This window comes from Roseivivax sediminis (genome assembly GCF_900112685.1).
Taxonomy (GTDB): domain Bacteria; phylum Pseudomonadota; class Alphaproteobacteria; order Rhodobacterales; family Rhodobacteraceae; genus Roseivivax; species Roseivivax sediminis.
Window position 1 is genome coordinate 1 of sequence record NZ_FOMS01000001.1, and the last position, 21,944, is coordinate 21,944.

Here is a 21,944-nt window from a genome sequence, read left to right on the forward strand (position 1 = left end):
AACCATGGAAGCCTACGACAGCTGGTGCGATCGCCAGGAACGAGGCGCTGCGCGCAACGAAATACCTCGGCCGCGCCATCTGGCGAAAGTGGAGCGGGTACCACCGCCGAAGCCGCGCCGAGACGAAACCTCTCGTGACATTGCTGCGCAATGCACTGCCGGTCAATGGATGCATTGCGTAAAGCTGCTGGGTCAGAGCCTGATGGCACGCGATTTCGATCGTCAGGTTGCAGAACTCCAGGTCCGCGCCGCCGTACTCAACGGCTACACCGCGCTCGGCATACCTGTCACAGAGCCCATGGGATAAGTGCGTCTGGGGAAAGGGGAGGTCCGCACTTCACGTTCTTTGCGCAACAAAGCCTATCAGTACCTCAAGCGACGCTTTCCCGAAGCTGTCGGCGAGAGTTCGTGGATATCGGAGAATAGAACGAAGTTCTTTGGCGGTAGCGAAGGTGACGATTCAGCTGGCTACGACTTTCTTGTGCAGACACCAACGGTCGACTGGATGTTTGAAGTCAAGTCTACCCTTGAGGATGGATGCGAATTCGAACTGACCTCGAACGAACTTCGCATCGCCAGTTCTGCCTCGCGCACCGGCCGCAGACGGTATCGCATTCTCTATGTTCCGCATGTCTTTTCACCTGAGAAGTGGTGTGTTTTTGAACTTCCCAACCCAATGGACAAAGAAACACAGGCGCAGTTCTCCGTCGTTGGACGCGGCTCGCTCAGGCTGCGCTTTGAGCGCCGGTAGACCCGATAGACCTGGAGAACGTTCGACCCCGGTCCCGTCCCCTCCGCCACTTGCCCCGGCTAAAGCGGTCTCCCGATCCGGCTATGGCCGGATTTTTCCGTTGTTTTCGAGGGTTATGCGGGAGGGGCTGAGCACCGGCCCCTACGCCGAAAGGCCTGGAAGCGGTCTCTCGGGGCCTATGTTCTCCAGACCTCATGCCTGCGCTGATTTGATGAATATCATCCAAGCTACTGGCTTTGTTATGTGTGCCGGTGTCTCTCTGAACGCTTTGACACCGTTGGCGCTCGGCGTGATTGAACCGATGAGGGCAGGAAAGCCAGGTGATCGCGCCGCCGTTCCTGACGATTAGGTCGTCGACGTCCGGCACTCGGGCTTTCTCCTTGCGCGTTTTCAGGTTGGCTCGATCAGGTCCTGTTTCGCCAACTCGCAAACCTGTTCCTTGATCTCTGTCGGAGACACCTGATGCTTTCGTGATGGTCGCAGCAAATCTCTTAACAGGGTGCTGAAGAAGTCGGCCGATTTGGACGCCGTCGCCGCGGCCGGTTGTTGAAGGCCCGTCGTTCGTAGGCGTGAGGTGAAGCTCTGAGTCCATCCATCTCCCGACAGGTTGCCAGGAGCTTCGGCAACCGTTCGAGGTTGCCGGCCGCCATGGTCGTCGTGAACTGCGCGGCGACCCTGTCCCGGCTGCTGATCGGACTCTATCCGTGACGGACGCCACCGGCATCTCGGGCCGGCGGCGTCCTCTGGTCCATCGCCGTGTCAGAACCGTGCCACGGCGGTGAGGGAAATCGTCCGCCCGGGTTCGTTCAGCGTGGTCAGGCCGGGAAACTCGCCGCCATAAGTCGCGCGGTCGGCATAGTCCGTGTCGAAAAGGTTATCGACTTCGGCGCGCAGCGTCAGGTTGTCGAATTGCGGCGGCACATATTCCGCGAAGACGTTGACCACGCCGTACCCGTCGAGATCGTTCGTCGGCTCGGACGGCTCGCTGGGCATCTCGTAGTCGAGGGCCGCGTCGATCCCGCCACCGACGCGCAGCCCGGCCAGGCCGGTATCCTGCTCGACCTCGAGCGCGATGACCGTGCCGAGCGGCGCGCCGAAGTCCTGGGTCTGGTAGCTGTTGCTGCGGTCGCCGTCGATCTCCACGTCGCTCTTGGACAGGGTCGCGCGCGCGAAGCCGGAGGCCCAGCCGTAGGTCGCGCCGAGGTTGAAGCCGCGGCTCTCGAAATCGAAGTTCTCGCCCGAGTCGCGCGCATTCTCGATCCGTGTCAGGAAGAGCTCACCGCCGAGCGAGACCGCGCCCACGTCGTAGTCGAACCCGAGTGTCGCGTTGCGCGCGCGGCTCGGTTCGATCTCGTCGTAGTCGAAGGGTGTGACGAAGCGTTCGTAGAGGTAATTGTCCTCGATATCGATGCCGCCGAAGACCGACGACACCCCGCCGCGCAGGGTGAGCGCGTCGGTCACTGCGTAGCTGGCCGAGATGTTGCCCGAGGCGCCGGAATGGGACACGTCCCGGCCGGTCACGCCCTCGAAATCCTGCCAGTCGTAGCGCGCGCCGAAGGACAGTTTCAGCCGCTCGGTGGGCGAGATTCGCGCCTGCGCGAAGATGCCGGTGTTGCGGCTTTCCTCGGTGAAATACTGCGAATAGAGCGGGCTTTCGTACTCGCCGAACCGCTTCTGGTAGTCGAAGCCCGCGACCACGTTGTCGTCTCCGCCAAGGTTGAAGGTGTTCTGCACCGTGGCGGATTTCGTCCAGGAGAGCCCGTTGCTGTCGTAGGGCTCCGACACGATCACGTCGCTTTCCGAATAGCCGAACTTGACCATCGGATCCACCAGGCCGGTAGCCTCCGTGTTCTCGTAGCTCAGCGAATACGTCGTGCGCGTGGTGTCGTAGACGCGCAGCCGATCCCTCGGGCCCGCCGGACCACCGAAGTTGGCGCGGAACTGGCGCAGCGACTCGTCGCGCAGCTGCAGGCCAGAGAACTCGATCCGGTGGCCGGCGTCGCTTTCGTAGGCGACCTTGCCGAGCACGCTGTCGAGGTCGGCCGCGGTGCCGCCGATCACGTCGCCGTCGCCGGTCTCGTAATCCTCGCCCGTGGCGCGCTTGGCGTAGCCGAGCCACGAGAAGCCGCCCGACCGTCCGGTCAGTGTCAGCGCCCGCTGGAACGTCTCGCCATTGTCGCCGTAGCTGAGCCGCACGTTGCCGCCGAAATTGTCGCCCTCGGCCAGAATGTCGGAGGGATCGAGCGTCTCGAAGACCACCGACCCGGCGAGCGCGTAGGGCCCCGCATCGGCCGGAGACACGGTGGCGTCGGCGCGAACCTCTTTCAGCAGGCCGGGATCGATGGCGTTGGCCGAGACGTGGTGGAAGGCGCGGTTGTTCTGCGGCGCGCCGTCGATCGTCACGCCGAGGTTCAGCATGTCGACGCCGTTGACGAAGATCTTCTGCGCCAGCGGGATGCCGCCCCCCACCGACACCGAGGCGATGCCCGCGAAGGCATCCTTCAGGTCGCCAGTCCGCGCCCGTTCGAGTTCAAGGTCCGACACGTACATCGAGGTGGCCCGGTCGGCGGCGCCGAAGAAACCGTCGCGGCTTTCCACGATGAGCGGATCGAGTTCGAATGTGAGGTCCTGAGCCTGGACTGCTCCGGCCGATAGAAGCGCGGCCAGGCTGACCGACGAAAGCCGGACGGCACGGGTGGTGGTCATGGACTTGTCCCCTGTTGCGTTGTCTGGCTGGGGGATGGCCCTGGCTCACCGACCTTGGTGTTACGGCTTCGCCTGTGAACATGCAACCGCATCAAAGGAATTTTGAGGTTCGGCGAACGGAATCCTGCCTGAATAGCGGAGTTGTCGCAGATCCTTGCGCATTGAGGATTCACGCCACGAATCCGTGAGGTTAGGAAGGGGCCATGCCTGAGCTTTCATGTGCCAGCTACCGCACGAAGCGAACTGGTCGGACTACGACGCCGCGCTGCGCAAGCTTGGCTCGATGCTGATCTGGCCGGATATGGACATGGTCTGGCTAGCGCCGCGTGAGGGGCGACCTGGTCGGCCACGCGTCCTCTGACTTGGCGATCCAGCTCTGCCTGTCGATCAAGGTGCTCTTCCGGCTCCCTCTACGGCAGACAGCGGGGATGGTGGCGAGCCTTCCGCGGCAGACCGGGCTCGACTGGCCCGTGCCGGATGCTTGCACGCTCTGTCGCCGGCAGTGTCGAAAGATCGATCCATCCTCGTGGACCGGGAAGAAATCGAGCGACACATCGTCCCGGGACGAGGCTCCCGGAATGACGATGGACGCGTTTGCCAAGGCGGGTTGGGACTGAAGCCGCCGGGAGCGCGACGGCTCATCCTTAAGGAGCAGATACCATCTACCATCGCGCAAATTTCTTAGCACAAGGCGAGATAGCGTTACATATCCGCGGAGGATCACGCCGAATTCGACGAGCGCTTCATCACGTTGAGGGGGCTGGAGTTGGTCCTCGGCGACAGCTGGCAATCGAGACTCTCACGGCTCGGCGCCGCCGAGGTCCGCCGCTTCACGCGCGATGCAAGGAATTATGGGCCAGTCTTTCTTTGGAAAGACCTTTAGAAGAAGCTGATATGCGTGTGGCCGTCGGAGCAACGTGTCCGCGAAATCCGCGCATCAATGCACAGGCGCCGACCCTACCACTGCCAAAGGTTCGTGGGCTTACAGTATTGACAGCCATTTCGCATGCTTTTGGTCAGATCTCGCACTCTCTTGGTTTGCTGAGTGCAAGCCAGACAAATCAAAACAATGCGCAAGAATGCCCGCTCGTGATTCGACGGCATAATTTCATATTTACTATCAATGCCTTACAGCACACCGCACCCCAGGCGACGCCAATAGCGTGCGCAAACAGTAAAAGCATGCGCAGGCCTAGTGCTGAACTTCTCCCCTGCCCTGCGCCATACGCAGACACGAAAAAACCCGCGCCAAAGCGCGGGTTCATACAGGGGTTTGAAACCGAAGGTGCAGTTAGCCGATCGCTGCCTGGAACGGCTTGTCCGGCCGGAACATCGTCTCGTAGCCGTCATGGGTGAACGGCGTGGCGATCTGGTTCATTTGCGTCTTTGCCACCCAGTTATCCGTGAAGTGCTGCCAACTCAGGGTTTCGCACCCAGCTTCGACGGCCCTCGCGGTCGTCTCGATGACCATGTTGATGAGCAGCCCCCACCGGAAGGCAGCGGCGGTGGCGAGCCGGTGATAGAACTCATGGCTGACGATCTCGTCATCAATGGCCAGTCCGTTCTTCAAGGCATAGCTTCCGACGATCTCGTGGACGACTTCGTAATCGTCCGGCAGGTCGATGTTTTCGAAATGCAGGTAGGTCACCTTGGAATAGACTTGGTCGAGCGACCTGACGTGGGGGCCGAGTTCAGGAACGCCCGACATGATGAGCATCAGAGGCCAATCATGCGACTTCAGCAGGGTCTTGAAGCTGTCTAGGATGGTCTCGCGGTCGTTGTCCGACTTACCCGCGAAGATGTGCTGCGCCTCGTCGTAGTAGATCCCGATGATGCCCTGGGCCCGGGCCTGGAACGCGACGCGCTCCCAGATCTCGCTCTGTGTCAGCCGCGCTCTCTCGGAGAGGGAGTAACCCATCGCCTTCAAGGTCTTGCGTCCGAGGTCCTTCCAGCCGCCCTTCCGGTCAAGAAGACAATGGACGACGCGTGCCGGCTTTCCGTCGGGCAGCGGAAGCGCGTTCCCATTGAACTCGTCGAGCATCTTGGTGATTTCCCGGGTTTTGCCGGTCCCGCTCAGCCCCGTGACGACGAGGATTTCGGCCTCGAACCGGGCGGAACCCCGCAGCCTACCGACGTGCCGACTGAGGAGATCACTGAACGATTTGCGGAGCGTGCTCCCGCGGTCGAACGGATAATGAAGGCCGTTGTTGGCGTTCGCGGCCTGCGCGACGGTTTCGTTAAGGAACGAACTCACAGCTTGCTCTCCTTGATTGGCTTGAAACTTGCATGCCCCGACTTGGAGGGCTTCTTGTCCCTGATGCCCTGATCAGGCGCACCAGATTTCTTAACCTTGAAGACATGATTTCCCGAGGACCGATCCGTCACCCGGCCGGGCGGCGCGGTCGGCCCCGTGATACCGGTCGGACGCATCTCCACCTGCGCGAGCCGGTCAGCCCGCCACCTCAGCTGATCAATGGTTTGGTAGTTCGAGGGATCGCGCGAGTCCGGGAAGAAACCCGACTCCTCTGCGAAGCGCTTGCGCGCTTCATGCAGGTGCCGATCATGGAGTTCCTGGGCCTTCGGATCACGCCGACAGGCTGCTTCCATGACTTCGATGGCTTTCTCGAGTGTCAGATCCTGCAGAGCGGTCATCCTGAGGTCGACCTCGATGACCTCGTCATGCCCTTCGGCGGTGACGTAGGCCTTCCGAAGATCGTCCGGATCCATGTGGATCGTGACACGCTTTGAGGTGCCGTCGGCATAGAGTTGGAGATCGCGGGAGCTGAACGGAAGATTGAACGCCAGCACGCCTTCGGACGTTGTGCTGGCCTGCGTCTTCACGCCAAGGTGCAGACAGCGTTGCTTCTGCGAAGGCGCTTTGATTCCCCTATAGGTGGACACGACTTCTTCGAGCTTTTCCCAGGGCGTGGCATTGAACATGCCTGTGCCACGGTGCTCGCTATGCGAGTAGTCGTCGACGAGAAAGCGGGTGATGATCCCGTAGAGCGCCTTTGCGCAACAAAGCCCTTGATATCTATCGTCACGCGCGGCGAACACGGAGCAAACCGCCTCAGGAGGTTCGCTCTACGTGCCATACGACATCACCTTCGCACCGCCCGCCGACACGCTCACGACTGATGATCGGCTGGTGGAACTGTCCGCAATCCTCGCCGGCGCCATCGCGCGCACCAACCCACCGGAAACGAACGAGAATTCTCCGTTCGACGGAGAAAGTTCGCTGGACATTCTCGTCCTCAGACGCCGTCGTCGGAGACAGGTTCAAAACCGAGTTGGAGACGACGCATGAGGAAAAACACAAGGAAATCAGGCGCTAAGGCATGGCCCACACGCCAGGCGGAGGGGCTCGACGTCCTTGCCGAACTGGCGGCGTTGAAGGCTATGACGGTGCCTGAGCTGCAGGAGAAGTGGCAGGCCATCTTCGGGGAGCGCGCACCCAACGCCAGCCGCGGCAACCTCGAGCTTCGGCTCGGCTACCGCATGCAGGAGCTGGCCCATGTCGGGCTACGCCGGGAGACGCGCCGAACGCTCGATGCACTTGCCGACGAGGTCATGAACGGCAAGCTGGGCGGGATGGTGGCGGACCCGCGCAAGCCAGCGTCTGGTACGAAGCTGGTCCGCGAGTGGGGTGAGGAAGAACACATGGTCACCGTTCTGGCCGACGGCTTCGAATGGCAAGGCCGGCGCTTCAAGTCGCTCTCCGCCGCGGTCCGCGCGATCACCGGGGCGCATTGGAATGGCTGGTGGTTCTTCGGGCTCGACCAGACCGGAGGCGCGCGATGACCAGAAAGACCCAGACCGAACCGGGGCGTCGCCTTCGCTGCGCTATCTACACCCGCAAGTCGAGCGAGGAAGGGCTCGACATGGAGTTCAACAGCCTCGATGCGCAGCGCGAAGCCTGCGAGGCGTACATCGCCAGCCAGCGTGCCGAGGGCTGGGCCTGTCTGCGCGAGCGTTACGACGACGGCGGCGTCTCGGGCGGCACACTGGACCGCCCTGCGCTCAAGCAGCTGATCGCCGATGTCGAGGACGGGCTGATCGACGTGGTCGTGGTCTACAAGATCGACCGCCTCAGCCGCGCGCTCATGGACTTCTCGAAGCTGGTCGAGATCTTCGACCGCCACGGCGTCACCTTCGTGTCCGTCACTCAGTCCTTCAACACGACCACATCGATGGGGCGGCTGACGCTGAACATCCTGCTCAGCTTCGCCCAGTTCGAGCGGGAGGTCATCGGCGAGCGGATCCGCGACAAGGTCGCCGCCTCGAAGAAGAAAGGAATGTGGATGGGCGGCTACGTCCCGCTCGGCTACGACGTGGTCGACCGCAAGCTGATCGTGAACGAAGCCGAGGCGGCGCAGGTCCGCACCATGTTCGAGCTCTTCGCGCGGTCCGATTCCACAGCCGCCGTGATCCGGGAGCTGAATGCCCGCGGAATCCGGTCCAAGCGGGGCCGGCCCATCGATCGCGGGGCGCTCTACAAGCTGCTGCACAACCGCATCTACCGTGGCGAGATCACCCACAAGGGCGAGACCTATCCCGGCATGCACGAGCCCATCGTCGATGCAGAGCTGTGGGACGCCGCCCACGCTGTGCTGTCCGGCAACCGCAACCAGCGCGCCGGGCCAGCCGCAGCACCGAGCCGGCCTTACTGCGTGGCCTGATCTTCACCGAGACCGGCGCCGCGATGACCCCGCACCACACGAAGAAGGGGAACCGGCGGTACTGCTACTACGTGTCGATGGACGTGATTCAGAAACGGCCGACAGCCGAGCTGCGCGGCCCCCAGCGGCTGCCCGCGGCCATGGTGGAGGAAGCGGTGATCGGCGAGATCCGGCGGCTGCTGCGCACGTCGGAGGTCATCGCGCGCACCGCGCGGGCCCTGAAGAAAGAGCGCCCCGACCTCGACGAGGGCACCGTGACCGCAGCGCTGACGCAGTTCGACAATCTCTGGAAGGCGCTGATCCCGGCCGAGCAGGCCCGCGTCATCCAGCTCCTCGTGGCGCGCGTGACTGTGGGCGAAGACGGGCTCGACATCGACCTGCGCCATGACGGTCTCGGCGCGCTGGCGAGCCTGATGACGCCGGCGCATGAGGACGCCGCCTGATGCCGGCGAACGATACGATCCGCGTCCACATCCCGCTCACGGTCCGCAAGCGCGGCGGTCGCCCGCGTATCCTGCCGCCGCGGGATATCGAGACTTCGGACCCGCCGCCGGGGCAGGATCCGCGCGTGCTGCGCGCCATCGGCCGGGCATGGGCGTGGCGGCAGCGGATGGAGCGCGGCGAGGTCACCACCATCGCCGATCTCGCTGCCGAGGAAGGCCTCTCCGACCGCTATGTCAGCCGCCTGCTGCGCCTCGCATGGCTGTCGCCGGAGGTTCTCGAGCGACTGGTCGTGCGCCGCGAGCCCTGCGCGATCAGCCTCTACGACCTGTGCTTCGTGGCCTCTCTGCCGTGGGACGAGCAGCAGGCGCGGGTGTTCGACTGACGGTCAGTGAAAGCTGGCCTGAAACGACGTCGGCGTCAGAGAGACATGCGCATCGAGCGGCGGGTACAGTTCGAACGCCCTCGGCTCGCGCGAGAAATTCCACATCCGGAACAGACACCACTCCGCGCGCCGTTCGTCGGCGACGGCCAGCTCGTTCCGCGTGATGTGGAAAGGCGTCCGCTCCCAACCGTTCGTCGTCTTCACCTCGATAAGCCGCGGCCGGCCATCGGGCGCATAGCTGGCGACGTCGTAGCCCGCCCCGTCGCCGTCCTCCTCCGAGACCCAGCGGACCTTGCGCGCCAGATCATCCCGCCCCGCGGCCTTCAGCTTGGCATGCTCATGGGCGAGGACGCGCTCCTCGCCCGCGCGGCCGAGGGCGCGATTGCGTTCGTCGCGCCCCGCCACGTCGAACTTCCGGGCGATGTGCAGCATCTGGTCCAGCTCTTGCGGAGGAGGTTGGTTGGAGAGCGTCGGCGGAGGACCAATCCAGATCTGAGCGGCCTCGCGCATGCCGGTCGCGGCATGATGGTTTGGAACACAAAGCGTCCACTCGGGATGGGAATTCAGCCACTCAACGACTGCGTACTCGAGTGAGCCCTGGAAATTGAAGGCGGGCTTGTAGCCGGCGATCCAGTCCTCGCCGAGTCCCTTCAGCACCGCGCTGATGTTCTGGTGCTTGAACTCGACCGATCCCTCCGACCGGTCGTTCAGAAGCGGCAGGAGCGCCCGGCGATGCTCCGCCTTGCTGTAGCGGCGCCCCGCAATGTCGTCGGCCAGCATCGCGAAGTAATCCGCGACGATCAGGTCGTTTTCTTCATCGGTCCAGGGGCCACTCGCCATGCCGCCAGGCTAGAGGCGCGATGTGCGTTTGTCATCAATGGCTCTCACTGAGCCCGTCGCCGATTGCTCCGCCACCGCTACGCGCCGTTCTGCCAGCGCACCCATCGGCTACGCCTCCTGCGTGTTCGGTCTCCGTTCCGGTCGATAGCGATGGAAACAGGGCGCGCAGTTTTGGCGGCGTTGCCAGTCAGGCCGTTGGAAAAGCGAGGAAAATTCCGACCGAACCGGAATCGGCGCGGTTCGCCCGACCAGAGACGAGAGGCCATTCAGAGACGGAAAACGCTTCGCACCCGCGTCTCAGCAGTTCGCACCCGCTTGGCAAACCCCTTTGAAAACAGGAGAAATTCTGCCTCGGACGGGCGGCCTGAACGGGTTCGAAAGGGTGATAGTGGCGGAGAGAATGGGCCTGATATCCAACCTTCTCCAGCCGTTAAGATATTGTTATTTAGAAGTTTAAACCAGCAGCCGCAAGCCAGTCCCACTGAAACGCCATCAGACAAGCGCGAGGTCCGCCCCGCCTTTTGGGGCCAGGAGCGAGTTGTCTTGTGCCGAAGCACTCTCCACTCTTACAAGCACCTCCATTGAGATCAAATCGACGTTAGTTCCGACAAAGTTGCCTGCCACCGGGGTGACCTGTTCGATGTTTCGGGCCACGGCGAGTGGTACCAAGTTGAGGGACCCGAAGCTCCGGTTCGTGGGATCGAAGGCAATCCATCCGGCACCGGGTACAAATATCTCGACCCAGGCATGGGTGGACCCGGACCCCGCAGACCCAAAAAGGCATTCTTCCGCATCTGACAGATAGCCGGATACGATGCGGGAACCGAGTCCAAGCGTGCGCGCGGCTTCGGCGAGCAGGACCGCAAGATCACGGCACGAGCCCCATCGCCGGTCAAGAGTCTCGATCGGTGACTGGGTGCCTTCCGTTTCACGGCTCTGGTAGGAAATCTGGGTGAACACACCGTTGCTGATGTCCTTCAGCAAGGACAGCGTGTCGGTCGGGCGCGCCATGACAAAGCCCTCGACCCATAGGGAAAGCCGACCGTCCGGGTCGGGATATTGCGGAACCGTCAACGCGCCCAGATCCGTCCATTCGTCGGCGGTGTAGACAAAGGGGTACTGGGCCGCCGAGGCGGCGATGGTAAAGACCGGCCAGGCCGGCGCGGTGAGTTCCACGGAAGCGCGGCTCTCGATCACCAGATGATCCGTCACGCCGTCAAAGACCGCGGTGGCGACAGCGTTGCCGGCCACGTCATGCGCCCAGGTCACCGTCGCCGTTGGAGAAATGGAGAGGGCATGCGCAAGTAGTCGCAGTTCCCTTGTTTCTCGGGGACGTAGCATCAACCGATGGGGCCCAAGAGGGACCTTTTGACGGTATCTGTAGGTCGTGGTGTGAACGATCTCGAGGCAAGCCAAAATGATGTTCCAGTTAGGATTGAGGAAGACGGCGCGCGGCTGCGGGGATCAGCGGCGGCGAGATGCGCCCGCGCTGACCGGCGCGGCGTTACGCCAGGCATTTAACCCCTTGCAGCGTTGGCAAATCCGTTCTCCGAAGCCTTCGCTCAAAAACGAGGTTTCGCATCGCAGGCATCGGCGTTCTTGCGGGACATCACCCACGGCCCTTGGCGTCGCGGTGTCCGGTACGTCACCCTCGGCGATTGCCTCGTCCGCCATCACGTTTTCCCCGCTGCCAGATGGGTGCGTAAGGCCGGCGGCGAGTCCGGTCGTGAAGGCATGCCTTCGTTTTCGGCGGTCCGGATCGACTCTTCGTCCCGCGCCCCTCGGAAGATCGTCTTCGAAGGCGGCGCAGCCAGGGTCGGATCGGATGTCCCAGACCCGGAATAGAGATGTCGCAGGTGCGCCTCGGAGACCCCGTCGGCCTTCATCACGAGCTGTACCATCGGATCAGCCAGCATTTCTTCAAGGAAAAAGTCGGACAACTCCCTGCCGGTCAGCTTGTCCTTGGCACGTGCTTGGTCGAGGTCGGCAAGGGAAACGGTCAGAGTCCGCGCAAGTCCCGGATGAGATATCCGGGGATGAAGCTTCACAAGGACGGAGGCTTTCCAGGCTGCGGGTTCCCGTTCATCAGGGGGGAAGCCAGCTCCGTTTCGATCTCGTACTCTCCCGCCGGGAGCGTCTCGTCAAAGCCCGGAACGGTGAAGGGTCGGGAAAAAACCGCAACGGTCTTGCTCCTCCGATCTTCCATTGGCGCGTTCCTTTCCCATGGTGCTGTGGGCGGTCCGCGCCCCTCACGGGAATGAGGCGCGCAACCGGTGTACACCCTCAAGATGTCTTGGACTTGGCGGGTGCATCCTTGCCAGAAGCCTTGGGCTCGGTCTCCTTGACAGGGGTCGTTGCTGTTTTCGCAGGCTTCGGCTTTAACGCAGCCGCAGCCCTGGCGGTCAGGTCCTTGAAGGACATTTCATCGATCCTTTGATTATCCGAGGCCAACTCCTCGTCCATGTCGGACCGGGATACTTCGCTTCGGCACTTTACATATGGGGGCTGGCGACCCGAATTGCGATGGTGCATCGAAAAAGAAGCCGAGGTCAGTCAGGCCAATTCATCCGTCCAGACCTTAAATTCCATCAACGTGTTCTGGCCGAATGTCTGGGTCAGAGGGACATCGGCAGCATCGCGACCGCGCGCGATCAGAATTCTCGCAAACCTCGGCTTGTTGTTCCTCGGGTCGAACATGTGCCATTCCCCAGCGAGAAAGACCTCCATCCACGCGGCAAAATCCCCAGGCGGATGAGGCAGAGGCTCCCCGATGTCGCTCAGGTATCCGGTGCAGTAGCGGGCCGGAATGTTCATGCATCGGCACAGGGCGATGGCGAGATGGGCAAAGTCGCGGCAGACACCCTGCCCCTCTGCGAGGGTCTGCGACGCTGTGCGCGTCGCCTTTGCCTGCATATAGTCGAAGCGGACATGTCCATGCACGAAATCGCAGATCGCCTGGACGCGTGACCATCCGGCGTCCGTGGTCTCGAATAGGCGCCACGCCTCCTCCGACAGAAGGTCGGTGTCGCAATACCGGCTGCCCTGCAGAAACACGAGCGTCTCGAAAGGAAGATCCTGAACCTCGTGCTGCCGCGCGCCGGGCGTGGAGGGATCAGGCAGGCCCGTGTCGCGGAAGACGCCATCCGTCGACAGGCAGAAGTCGCCCGCCGGAGCCAGGACGCGCGTACACCAGTTGCCGAAGCCATCCCGGTAGCTTTCGAGGGGCACGCTCGGCGAGGTCACGAGATAATCGGCACGCTCCAGATCGCCGAACCGCGAGTAGTGCACGTTCAGAAGCGCAATCAGCGGCGTCGGTTGAGGGAAGCTGTATCGGAGACGACACCCTATGCTGACGCGCATGCCGGACACGCGGCTGCGCATCGTTCTGTCACCCTCATCTTCCAAGGACGCATGCCCCGTCCGAAAGCTGGAAACCTCGATTGCAGCTCCACCGGTTGCCGGATCGGTCGAGATAGGCGTTCTCCGGCAGATCGATGGCGACGCAGGCGCCATTCAGCAGTTCGTATCCGCGCTCGCAGCTCCAGCCTGGTCCATAGGATGCCTCGTCCAGATAGGCGTTCGCTGGCACGACAACCGCATCGCATCGGTCGTCGATCTTGACGAAGCCTCTCTCGCAAACCCAAGCCTCGCCGTAGTCTGCGTTGGTCAGATACGCGTTCGCTGGCACGGCAATCGGCGAACATATCCCTGCAACAGCCTCATAGCCACGATCACAGGTCCATCCCCTCCCCGAGGCATCGTCCGTCAAATAGGCACGCTCGGGCAGAACGATGGGCACGCATGCCTCGTCCTCCTGCCGGAAGCCGCGTTCGCATTGCCAATCGTAACCGGAAGAGCGGAGGAAGGCATTTGCGGGCACCGGGATGGGATTACAGGACGTCCCGTCCACCTCCTCGTACCCTCGGTTGCACTCCCAACCCTTCCCATAGGAGCGCCCGGTTGGATAAGCATGCTCGGGGACATCGATAGCCAGGCATTCAGCGGCCTCTACCCGGTAACCGAGATCGCAGACCCATCCGCCACCATAGCTGCGCGGCTGGGCGTTCTCCGGCATTGGGCCGGTTCCATCCTGCGCAAGCACGGGAAAGGCGAAAGAGGCGATCACACCGGCTACGGCTGCCGTCCTCGCGATTAGCCTCGCCAAGGGATGTCTCATCGCCGCCTGCTCCCTGGCGGACCAGAGTCCGCCGTTTTTCGCGCGAGTCTTCGATGGCCCAAGCGTAAGCGTTCCGGTCAGCCGTCGAGTCCGAACGTGCGCTTGCGGGGAGCCACTGGAATTCGATCTCGATGGCATGCCTTCGTTCTCGGCCACTTGGATCGAGAAGTCTGTCGGGACTGTGGGGTGGGTGCTGCTGGTCATCGGGGCGACAATTTTTGCAAGGCCGCAGCTGCAAGAGCATGTTCCTTCTGGTGGTAGTCGCCGCGAAACTTGCCATCGACCTGCACCTCCCAGATGCCGTTTCTTTCGCGAACCTGAACCCCACCGCGCTGTGCCGGCCGGTCCATGGAAGAATCCTTTGCTCCTCTGCTTTTCGGCGGCACGGGTCTCATGTCGGTCATTTCCGGCTCCTTCGCCTTTGGCACGCGCACTTCTCCGAGGAGCATCACAGCGCGAATGAATTCTGCCGCATAATCGTCGGTTTCGCGGTGGTCGTGCTCGCGCTGGGTCACTTTCATCGGCTCCACGAACCGTTCTCGCAGGTGGTCCACGAAACGCGGTTCGGTACGGGCCATGTAGGCGATCAGAGCTTGCAAGATCCGTTCATGCGCCAGCACACGCCGTTCGAGCTCGGTGGTCTCGGGTGAAGCTATCGGCATGGCGCGGTTCATCCTTCATCGACCGCGCTTCCCGGGCGCTCCGGCAATGCGTCAACATCAAGGGCTGCCAGGCAGGCCTGCGCGATATCGCGGTTCGGAGCATCTGTTCCGGGCACCGTCGCCCAGCCCGCCTCCATCAGGGCATCGCGCCGCTGATAGGTCGACGCGGCCCGGATCGTTTCAAGCTTTTCGGCCCGTGCTGGGTCGGACTGTGCCATCTCAAGGCAAACCGGCACCATGGAGGCGACGACATCGACCTGGGACATCGCCATTGCCCTGTCATTCGCGGTTCCGCCGGTCACCCAGCCGCCCCAGGTAAAACCGACCACGCCGACAAAAACCGCACTGATCACGGCACCATAAACGCCGGGCTTGAGCCATTCGGGAGCATTCATTTCAAGTCCTCCTGCGGGGAAAGCGCCGCATCGCCGTGATTGTTTTTCTCAGTCGCGCCTCGATCCCGGCTTAGCGCCTCTTTCAGGTCGCTGTCGGAAATCGCCCGCAACTCTGTCCGTCCCGCATGACCGCCCCTTCCGCGCACCGTCAGGTAGGTCGCCATCCGGCGATACGCCTCGAAGCTCAGCCCCTGAAGAAGCTCCTCTTCGACAAGAACCTCGTAATCGCCCGCGGGCAAATCGCCCGGGTATCCAGGCAAGGTGAACGGGTTCGCAAACGTCACCGTCGATCTGGTCGACCGCATGGTCATCTCTGGTCTCCGCGATGTTGGCAGATCCGTCGCTCACCACTGTTGGCGGCCCCTTGGAGTGCGGGACGGACCAGTCGAACGATTGAGTGTCTTGTACCTCGGGATCGTTCGACCGGCGCTGACGCATGTTAGTCTCGAGCACCGAACCGGCTGCGACCTTCCTTGAGGCAGTGGCCCGTACTGACCTGTGTAAGGGCGGCGAGACCGGCCTGCGCGTATTCTTTGGGAAACAGGGATGATCTGCATTCCTGCAACCCTTGAAAGGATTGGCGATGGTCGCCCCCAATGTTCTCAACCCGCACCCGCCCGAGTTCGATCGGTTTCTCTATGCGTCGGTCGGCGAGGACCGGAACGGCTATGCCGTGACGGTGCTCTCCACGCTTGCGCGGCTTGGACTCGATCCATGGAAGGAAACCGCTGAACTGGTCACGCTCGGGCGCGACGCCGCGCGGGCACGCTTGGGAACGCTTCTTGCCCGATTTCGGGACGTTCCTGCGCTCGCCAGCGATCACGGCAGGATCGCGCGAGACCTGAGCCAGCTGCTTCCCGAAGGACCGACATCAGGTGCCCTGCAGCGCGCTGCCTCGACGGTGGCCGATGGCCGCCCGGGAACAAGCGGAGCGATCTGGGCGGTGCTCGCGATCATCTTTTTGCTGGTTCAGATGTTCATGGTTGGCGGGTCGGGATCAGGCGAATGACCGTCTCAGTCGAGACCGGGAAGGGACCGGCCCATGCGGCACACAAGACCGGAACGATGTCGCCGCGCGAACAGGGCGTTCTCTGGGAGATGGAGAAGCACTTCTGGACCAGTGGCGCCGACAACGCGCAGGCAACGACTGCGACCAACGCCGTCATGGTCTTCCCCTATCCGCCCGGCATCCTCCAGGGCGACCAGATCTGGACCCACCTTCGTGAAAGGACCGGCTGGCGCACCGTCGTCATGGCCGAACGTCGTGTCACGCGGTATCGTGACATCGCCATTCTCACCTACCGTGTCTCGGCAGAGAAACCCGATGTGCCGATCTACAAGACCCTCTGTGCCTCGACCTACCTCAACGATGACGACAGATGGCTGAGGGTTTCCCACCAGCAAACTGCGGTGAATTGAGATGCACATGGGCAACCGACCTGCCACAGGCGCCGGGACTAGCCTGCGTCAGTGCGGCGTGGCTCCGACGCTGATTAGGTGAGACGTGCCCGCCGAACATTCGGTGGTGCATTTTTCCGAGTACCCGAGAAGCGTGTGGACGTGTCGATCCCCAAAGGTCGGCATGTCGACACGCTTCTTATTCTCGGAGCGTCCAGGAAAGGACAATCCCAATGGTTCCCGAACAGACCAAGACTGCCGAAAAGATGACCTCCGTCAAGGCCGCGTGGGACAAGGCGCCCTCCGGCCCGAAGAAGGACGCGGCGCTGAAGCACTACCAGGCAGCCGAGAAGGCAAACACCGCGGAGAACGACGCCGAGACCAACAAGGAACTCGATGCGACAGCCCACGCCCTCGCGTGACCTCCAGCGTTTGACGTGATCACCGGGCCCACCTACCGAGCAGGGAGGGCGGCCCTCTCATTTCAGGAGCGGCCCGGTCTGATCCAGATAGGCCGGATCGAATTCGGCAAGGTCCACCAGACGGTCATGATCATGAATCGTGACATGACCGTCCCGGAAGGTCACCACTCCGCCCTCGCGTAGCTGCCGCAACACGCGGTTGACATGGATGGCGCTCAGACCGAGCGCATCGGCCAGGTGATACTGCGTCAGCGGGCAGTCGTATCCATCCTTGCTGCCGATGCCCACCAACGCCAGCCGCGAACCCAGCTCCAGCAGGAAATGCGCCATTCGGGCATCTGCGTCGCGCCGGCCGATCCCCACGAGATGCTCGACCACCATCGCCTCGTCCCGCGATGCCGCCCAGAGTATGGCCGTGGCGAGCCGCGGAGTCTGCGCGAAGGCCGCCAGAAGATCGGACTTGAGAACCTCGGCGGCCTCGATCGTCACGATCGGTTCGAAACTGTGGTCCGAGGTGCGCAACAGCACGCTGCGCAAACCGAGGAAGTCACCCGGCACCTGGAAATCGACGATCTGGCGGGTTCCATCGGGCTGGATCTTGTAGGAGCAGACCCATCCGCTTGAAAGGATGTACGCAGCCTGATCCGATTGCCCCTGGTGCACCATGTCCCGACCTGCGGCGAAGGTCCGTCGTCGCTGGTGGAGCCGCTCGAGCACGGCAAGTTCGGCTTCCGACAAGGCGACGAAGGCCGAGAGTTTGCGGGTCAGTGGGCTGTGCTCTGCTGATGTCATGGGCCCTCCGGGCGTATCGCCATCCAGCAGCAAGAAATCGGCCCGAACACTGCTCTGGATCAGTCCAGCATAAGGCACTTCCTGCGAGAAGTACGGATGCATTCGAACCTCACCTTTCCCGGTTCACGATGCCAAGAAAGGAACCCCGGATGTCCATTGCGAGCGAACATGCGGGCCAGGCCGCCCTCTCGATCTGCGAGGCGCTCCTGCTTGCCATGAATGATCGAGGGCTGCTCCCGGAGCATGAGATCTTGGGGGTTCTTCGCGACGCCGCGGCGACACATGAGAACGCCGTCGGCACCGAACTCGAGACGGAACGTCACCGTGCCGTCGCGGACTTGATCAACGCAATCATCGCTGGCGGCAACTCCGTTCGGCGCTTGTGAAGTCGAGCGTCAACGATGTGCGGGAGCATCAAAGGATACAATTGAATGGAAGCAGGAAGATCTTTTTGAGACGCTATTGTGGAATTCCTGCCGAGACATCATCTAGCAGATATTGGCACTCCTGTATGGCGAGTGCCAAACACTTCCCAACATCGCCATGCTCCCTTGGATATCCGAAGAAGGAGCACTTACGTGTCGTTCACTCCACTCCACGACCGGGTTCTCGTCCGCCGCATCGAAGGCGACGCGAAGACCTCAGGCGGGCTCATCATCCCTGACACCGCAAAAGAGAAGCCGCAGGAGGGTGAGATCGTCGCGGTCGGCGCCGGCGCCAGGGACGAGGACGGCGAGCGCATCACCATGGATGTCAAGGCGGGCGACCGGATCCTGTTCGGAAAATGGTCCGGGACGGAAATCAAACTCGTTGGCGAAGATCTCTTGATCATGAAGGAGGGCGACATTCTCGGCGTGATGGCCTGAGCACGAAAGCCACACCGACATTTCATACTCAGGAGCACCCGACCATGTCCGCCAAAGACGTCAGATTCAGTACTGATGCCCGCGACCGTATGCTGAAAGGCATCGACACGCTGGCCAACGCCGTGAAGATCACCCTAGGCCCCAAGGGCCGGAACGTCATTCTCGACAAATCCTGGGGAGCACCGCGCATCACCAAGGACGGTGTGACGGTCGCCAAGGAAATCGAGCTGTCGGATCATTTCGAAAACATGGGCGCGCAGATGGTCAAGGAGGTCGCGCAGCGTACCAACGACGAGGCGGGAGACGGCACCACAACCGCAACCGTCCTCGCCCATGCGATTGTTCGGGAGGGCATGAAATCGGTCGCGGCCGGCATGAACCCGATGGATCTCAAGCGCGGGATCGACAAGGCCGTCGCTTCGGTTGTGGCCGAGATCAAGACCATGTCTCGCCCCGTCGGCGACAGTGACGAGATCGCGAAGGTCGGCGCCATTTCAGCCAACGGAGAGGTCACGATCGGCCGTCAGATCGCCGATGCGATGGCCAAGGTCGGCAATGAAGGCGTGATCACCGTCGAGGAAAACAAGGGACTGGAGACCGAGACCGAAGTGGTTGAGGGCATGCAGTTCGACCGCGGCTATCTGAGCCCCTATTTCATCACGAACGCTCAGAAGATGGTCGTCGAGCTGGATGACTGCGTCTTCCTGCTGCACGAGAAGAAGTTGACCTCCCTCGCCTCAATGGTGCCGCTGCTCGAAGCCGTGATCGACGCCGGCAAGCAATTGCTGATCGTGGCTGAGGACATCGAGGGCGAGGCGCTGGCGACGCTGGTCGTCAACAAGCTGCGCGGCGGTTTGAAGGTCGCGGCCGTCAAGGCGCCTGGCTTCGGAGACCGCCGCAAGGCGATGATGGAAGACATTGCCGTGCTGACGGGCGGTCAGGTGATTTCCGTGGAAATGGGCACCAAGCTGGAGAACATCACCATGGACATGCTCGGCACGGCGAAGAAGGTCGCGATCACCAAGGATGACACGACGATCATCGAAGGTGCTGGCGACAAGGGCGCGATCGCGGCGCGCGTCACCCAGATACGGGCGCAGATCGAGGACACTACCTCGGACTACGACAAGGAGAAGCTGCAGGAACGGCTGGCCAAGCTTGCCGGCGGCATTGCCGTGATCCGGGTCGGAGGGGCAACCGAGATCGAAGTGAAGGAGCGCAAGGACCGCGTCGACGATGCGCTCAATGCCACCCGTGCCGCAGTTCAGGAAGGCGTCGTGCCCGGCGGCGGCGTGGCCCTCGTTCATGCCGGCAAGGTCCTGGCGACACTGAAGGGCGAAAACGGCGATCAGGATGCCGGGATCAAGATCGTCCGCCGTGCGATCCAGGCACCGCTGCGCCAGATTGCCGACAATGCCGGGGTCGACGGTTCTGTCGTTGTCGGCAAGGTGATCGAGAACGACAGCCCGAGCTTCGGTTTCGACGCGCAGGCCGAGGAATACGGCGACATGCTGAAGGCCGGTGTCATCGATCCGACGAAAGTCGTCCGGATCGCGCTCGAAAACGCCGCGTCCATTGCCGGGCTCTTGATCACGACCGAAGCCATGGTTGCGCAGAAGCCAGAGAAGGCTGGCGCAGGAAGCGAAATGTCCGACATGGGCGGGATGATGTGAACGGCAGCGTCCCGCGGGCTGAAATCTCGGGACACGAAATCACCCGGTTGATGGCAAGAGCACCGATCAACAGAAGAATAGAATCCGCAATCAGGAGAGACCGAAATGTCCAAAGGTGACAAGCAACGCGGCAACCGCGAAGCGAAGAAGCCCAAGAAGGTCAAGGAAAAGGTCGTTGCGACAGCAGACTTCACGAAGGGCAAGGGCCTGACCAATCCGGGCGAGCACAAGAAGAAATAGGTAACGGTCCGAGTGATTACCTATCACTGAAGACGGAGCCTGATGGCAGAGGGATACGCGGCGACTTGCTGCGTCGGAAAGCTTCTGGCTCGCCAGAAAACGACGATGAAGAGTTGCCGGAGAGAATGCGCGACATGCGTATTTGATTGAGAAGCCGCGAGTTAGCGAATGTAACCTCGCGCCTGGTCTGGCATCACTGCATAGTCGTTCCACAACTCCGAGATCGCAGAGCCGTCTGGCAGCAAGGCCAACTCCTCCGCCGCCCGAGCCTGGACCTCCCGGCTGTACTCCACGACGGGTGAACTCGCCCCGCGCCCAACTCGTTCAGAAGCGCGCGTCGCGGAGCCACTCAGCCAAATCGTCCCGAGAATGAGGGCGACGCGCCTCAGCCTCGAGCATCCGTCGTTGGGCATCATTGACCTTCTCCATGGTTTCAAGGCGTTCGGCGAGGCGTCCCGCTCGCTCGCCGCACCGCCGAAGCGAAAGTGCGAAAATGAGCTTGGCGAGGACGATGGCGCCGTAGCGCAGTGCCGCCTGCGACCGCGGGCTGGCGTAGATCGTGACCACGATGCCCCTGAGAGCTACGGCGATGAACACTCAGCGCAGGGTGTCGAGGTACGGGACCAGCGGCAGCACGGCGCTGTGCGTCTCCGCCAGCAACTGTTGGTTGATCTGCCCACTGATAACTGGACAGTGCGAAGCTGGAGTTTCCCGCTTAGATTTCCTGGCTGGGAGAGGAGCACGGAGCACGCCGAAGCACTTCAGCGTTGGATCCGCTCCAGCAGGTTTCGCACGTTCGATACGTGCCACCGCCCACCTCGCCGGGTCTGGATTCCGCGGGCGTTCAACTCGGCCGCCATTCTCCGCAGGGAGGTGTGCCCGGTGGCCCTGATATCCGCCACAACCGGAGCCAACGTTTCGGCGAAGGCGTTCGCGTTGCACCGAACCAACTCCCGCAGATCCTCCCCACCCTTCCCGGCCCGCCTGAGCGCTGCGGCACCATTCGGATTGCCGAGCTTCACGCCGCGCGCCTTCGCTGCCGCCAGCGCCTCCCTAGTGCGCCTGCTGATCGCTTCGCGCTCCTGCTCAGCGACCAAGGCCATGATGCCGACGGTGAGGTCGTTGGCCTCGGGCATGTCGCACGCAAGGAAGCGCACACCGCTGTCGCGGAGGGTCAGCAGGAACGCGGCGTTGCGGCTCAGGCGATCGAGCTTGGCGATGATGAGCGTGGCGCCGGTGAGCCGGGCGAGATCGAGGGCGCGGGCGAGTTCGGGGCGGTCGGACTTACCGCCGCTTTCCACCTCGGTGAAGCGGGCGAGGATGTCGGCGCCGCGCTCCCGGGCGAAGCGGTCAATCTCGGCGCGCTGTGCCTCGAGGCCGAGCCCAGAGCGGCCCTGCCGGGCGGTGGAGACGCGCTCGTAGGCGACGAGGCGGGCGGATGGGACAGTCTCTCTGACCATGTACAGACCTGCGCAACGTTGGTTTGGCAGGTGTGTACGCTACCTCCGCCAGGCGCC

At 62.5% G+C, this 21,944-nt stretch carries 28 protein-coding genes and 2 pseudogenes; 15 read left to right on the top strand and 15 right to left on the bottom strand.

What is annotated here, in order from left to right; genetic code table 11:
* Positions 1–307: pseudogene (locus F3H57_RS00005) on the top strand (hypothetical protein); the annotation flags it as partial.
* Complete coding sequence (locus F3H57_RS00010) at positions 308–751, top strand: protein NO VEIN domain-containing protein (RefSeq protein ID WP_149753776.1); 444 nt, start codon at positions 308–310, stop codon at positions 749–751.
* 759 nt (positions 752–1,510) lie between these two features.
* Here F3H57_RS00010 and F3H57_RS00015 read toward each other — a convergent pair.
* On the bottom strand, positions 1,511–3,457 hold the full coding sequence (locus F3H57_RS00015; RefSeq protein WP_149753777.1) for a TonB-dependent receptor plug domain-containing protein: 1,947 nt from the start codon (positions 3,455–3,457) through the stop codon (positions 1,511–1,513).
* A gap of 203 nt (positions 3,458–3,660) precedes the next feature.
* Between F3H57_RS00015 and F3H57_RS00020 the strand changes: the two are divergent.
* Positions 3,661–3,960 (top strand): annotated as a pseudogene (locus F3H57_RS00020) (transposase); the annotation flags it as partial.
* Between the two features lie 788 nt (positions 3,961–4,748).
* Here the strand turns inward: F3H57_RS00020 and F3H57_RS00025 are convergent.
* Together F3H57_RS00025 and F3H57_RS00030 are read right to left on the bottom strand one after the other, a co-directional pair.
* Positions 4,749–5,711 (bottom strand): ATP-binding protein, encoded by a 963-nt coding sequence (locus tag F3H57_RS00025; protein ID WP_149753778.1) that lies wholly within the window; start codon positions 5,709–5,711, stop codon positions 4,749–4,751.
* Complete coding sequence (locus F3H57_RS00030; protein ID WP_149753779.1) at positions 5,708–6,514, bottom strand: hypothetical protein; 807 nt, start codon at positions 6,512–6,514, stop codon at positions 5,708–5,710. The genes F3H57_RS00025 and F3H57_RS00030 overlap by 4 nt, the downstream gene beginning before the upstream one ends.
* Before the next feature lie 31 nt (positions 6,515–6,545).
* On the opposite strand from F3H57_RS00030, the gene F3H57_RS00035 reads away from it, so the two are divergent.
* Genes F3H57_RS00035 through F3H57_RS00050 form a run of 5 tightly spaced genes read left to right on the top strand, consistent with a single transcriptional unit; the run spans position 6,546 to position 8,962 of the window.
* A complete protein-coding gene (locus tag F3H57_RS00035; RefSeq protein ID WP_149753781.1) occupies positions 6,546–6,764 on the top strand; it encodes a hypothetical protein in 219 nt (72 codons plus the stop codon).
* Positions 6,761–7,258: a DUF2924 domain-containing protein gene (locus F3H57_RS00040; RefSeq protein WP_149753782.1), complete on the top strand. Its 498-nt coding sequence runs from the start codon at positions 6,761–6,763 to the stop codon at positions 7,256–7,258. Before F3H57_RS00035 ends, F3H57_RS00040 begins: the two co-directional genes overlap by 4 nt.
* Complete coding sequence (locus tag F3H57_RS00045; protein ID WP_316632233.1) at positions 7,255–8,136, top strand: recombinase family protein; 882 nt, start codon at positions 7,255–7,257, stop codon at positions 8,134–8,136. Before F3H57_RS00040 ends, F3H57_RS00045 begins: the two co-directional genes overlap by 4 nt.
* A 23-nt stretch (positions 8,137–8,159) precedes the next feature.
* Positions 8,160–8,579, top strand: a complete 420-nt coding sequence (locus F3H57_RS22870) for a site-specific recombinase (protein ID WP_316632234.1) — start codon at positions 8,160–8,162, stop codon at positions 8,577–8,579.
* Positions 8,579–8,962 (top strand): hypothetical protein, encoded by a 384-nt coding sequence (locus tag F3H57_RS00050; RefSeq protein WP_149753783.1) that lies wholly within the window; start codon positions 8,579–8,581, stop codon positions 8,960–8,962. The genes F3H57_RS22870 and F3H57_RS00050 overlap by 1 nt, the downstream gene beginning before the upstream one ends.
* A 3-nt stretch (positions 8,963–8,965) precedes the next feature.
* Here the strand turns inward: F3H57_RS00050 and F3H57_RS00055 are convergent, their stop codons facing one another.
* From F3H57_RS00055 to F3H57_RS00095, 9 genes are all read right to left on the bottom strand, one after another.
* Positions 8,966–9,802: a DUF3883 domain-containing protein gene (locus F3H57_RS00055; RefSeq protein ID WP_149753784.1), complete on the bottom strand. Its 837-nt coding sequence runs from the start codon at positions 9,800–9,802 to the stop codon at positions 8,966–8,968.
* A gap of 492 nt (positions 9,803–10,294) precedes the next feature.
* Positions 10,295–11,218 (bottom strand): transglutaminase family protein, encoded by a 924-nt coding sequence (locus F3H57_RS00060; protein ID WP_149753786.1) that lies wholly within the window; start codon positions 11,216–11,218, stop codon positions 10,295–10,297.
* Between the two features lie 257 nt (positions 11,219–11,475).
* Positions 11,476–11,850, bottom strand: coding sequence for a hypothetical protein (locus tag F3H57_RS00065; RefSeq protein ID WP_223162866.1), 375 nt, complete (start codon positions 11,848–11,850; stop codon positions 11,476–11,478).
* A 235-nt stretch (positions 11,851–12,085) separates the two neighbouring features.
* A complete protein-coding gene (locus tag F3H57_RS00070) occupies positions 12,086–12,265 on the bottom strand; it encodes a hypothetical protein (RefSeq protein ID WP_149753787.1) in 180 nt (59 codons plus the stop codon).
* Positions 12,266–12,355: 90 nt separating this feature from the next.
* Positions 12,356–13,162, bottom strand: a complete 807-nt coding sequence (locus F3H57_RS00075) for a transglutaminase-like domain-containing protein (protein ID WP_149754388.1) — start codon at positions 13,160–13,162, stop codon at positions 12,356–12,358.
* A 34-nt stretch (positions 13,163–13,196) separates the two neighbouring features.
* Positions 13,197–13,877, bottom strand: a complete 681-nt coding sequence (locus F3H57_RS00080) for a hypothetical protein (protein WP_149753788.1) — start codon at positions 13,875–13,877, stop codon at positions 13,197–13,199.
* A 302-nt stretch (positions 13,878–14,179) separates the two neighbouring features.
* A complete protein-coding gene (locus F3H57_RS00085) occupies positions 14,180–14,653 on the bottom strand; it encodes a hypothetical protein (protein ID WP_223162868.1) in 474 nt (157 codons plus the stop codon).
* On the bottom strand, positions 14,650–15,036 hold the full coding sequence (locus F3H57_RS00090) for a hypothetical protein (protein ID WP_149753790.1): 387 nt from the start codon (positions 15,034–15,036) through the stop codon (positions 14,650–14,652). Before F3H57_RS00090 ends, F3H57_RS00085 begins: the two co-directional genes overlap by 4 nt.
* Positions 15,033–15,347: a hypothetical protein gene (locus tag F3H57_RS00095; protein ID WP_223162871.1), complete on the bottom strand. Its 315-nt coding sequence runs from the start codon at positions 15,345–15,347 to the stop codon at positions 15,033–15,035. Before F3H57_RS00095 ends, F3H57_RS00090 begins: the two co-directional genes overlap by 4 nt.
* Before the next feature lie 272 nt (positions 15,348–15,619).
* Here F3H57_RS00095 and F3H57_RS00100 point away from each other — a divergent pair, with 272 nt between their 5' ends.
* The 3 genes from F3H57_RS00100 to F3H57_RS00110 all read left to right on the top strand — a co-directional run bounded on the left by F3H57_RS00100 (position 15,620) and on the right by F3H57_RS00110 (position 16,856).
* A complete protein-coding gene (locus F3H57_RS00100; RefSeq protein WP_149753792.1) occupies positions 15,620–16,045 on the top strand; it encodes a hypothetical protein in 426 nt (141 codons plus the stop codon).
* Positions 16,042–16,455 (top strand): hypothetical protein, encoded by a 414-nt coding sequence (locus F3H57_RS00105; RefSeq protein ID WP_223162873.1) that lies wholly within the window; start codon positions 16,042–16,044, stop codon positions 16,453–16,455. The genes F3H57_RS00100 and F3H57_RS00105 overlap by 4 nt, the downstream gene beginning before the upstream one ends.
* 212 nt (positions 16,456–16,667) lie before the next feature.
* Positions 16,668–16,856 carry a hypothetical protein gene (locus tag F3H57_RS00110; RefSeq protein WP_149753793.1) on the top strand — a complete coding sequence of 63 codons (189 nt, stop codon included), beginning with the start codon at positions 16,668–16,670 and terminating at the stop codon, positions 16,854–16,856.
* Between the two features lie 57 nt (positions 16,857–16,913).
* On the opposite strand, the gene F3H57_RS00115 is transcribed toward F3H57_RS00110, so the two are convergent.
* A complete protein-coding gene (locus tag F3H57_RS00115; RefSeq protein ID WP_149754392.1) occupies positions 16,914–17,648 on the bottom strand; it encodes a Crp/Fnr family transcriptional regulator in 735 nt (244 codons plus the stop codon).
* A 149-nt stretch (positions 17,649–17,797) separates the two neighbouring features.
* Between F3H57_RS00115 and F3H57_RS00120 the strand changes: the two genes are divergently transcribed.
* The 4 genes from F3H57_RS00120 to F3H57_RS22720 all read left to right on the top strand — a co-directional run bounded on the left by F3H57_RS00120 (position 17,798) and on the right by F3H57_RS22720 (position 20,427).
* The gene (locus F3H57_RS00120; RefSeq protein ID WP_149753795.1) at positions 17,798–18,034 is read left to right on the top strand and encodes a hypothetical protein; all 237 of its coding nucleotides are present in this window, start codon (positions 17,798–17,800) and stop codon (positions 18,032–18,034) included.
* A 192-nt stretch (positions 18,035–18,226) separates the two neighbouring features.
* Positions 18,227–18,514: a co-chaperone GroES gene (locus F3H57_RS00125; protein ID WP_149753797.1), complete on the top strand. Its 288-nt coding sequence runs from the start codon at positions 18,227–18,229 to the stop codon at positions 18,512–18,514.
* A 44-nt stretch (positions 18,515–18,558) separates the two neighbouring features.
* Entirely contained in the window at positions 18,559–20,187 is a 1,629-nt protein-coding gene (gene groL / locus F3H57_RS00130) for a chaperonin GroEL (protein ID WP_149753798.1), read from the top strand.
* Between the two features lie 105 nt (positions 20,188–20,292).
* Positions 20,293–20,427, top strand: coding sequence for a hypothetical protein (locus tag F3H57_RS22720; protein ID WP_262504478.1), 135 nt, complete (start codon positions 20,293–20,295; stop codon positions 20,425–20,427).
* 324 nt (positions 20,428–20,751) lie between these two features.
* Here F3H57_RS22720 and F3H57_RS00135 read toward each other — a convergent pair whose 3' ends face one another.
* A complete protein-coding gene (locus tag F3H57_RS00135; RefSeq protein WP_223162875.1) occupies positions 20,752–20,994 on the bottom strand; it encodes a hypothetical protein in 243 nt (80 codons plus the stop codon).
* A gap of 194 nt (positions 20,995–21,188) precedes the next feature.
* Positions 21,189–21,887, bottom strand: a complete 699-nt coding sequence (locus F3H57_RS00145) for a recombinase family protein (RefSeq protein WP_149753800.1) — start codon at positions 21,885–21,887, stop codon at positions 21,189–21,191.
* Between the last annotated feature and the right edge of the window lie 57 nt (positions 21,888–21,944).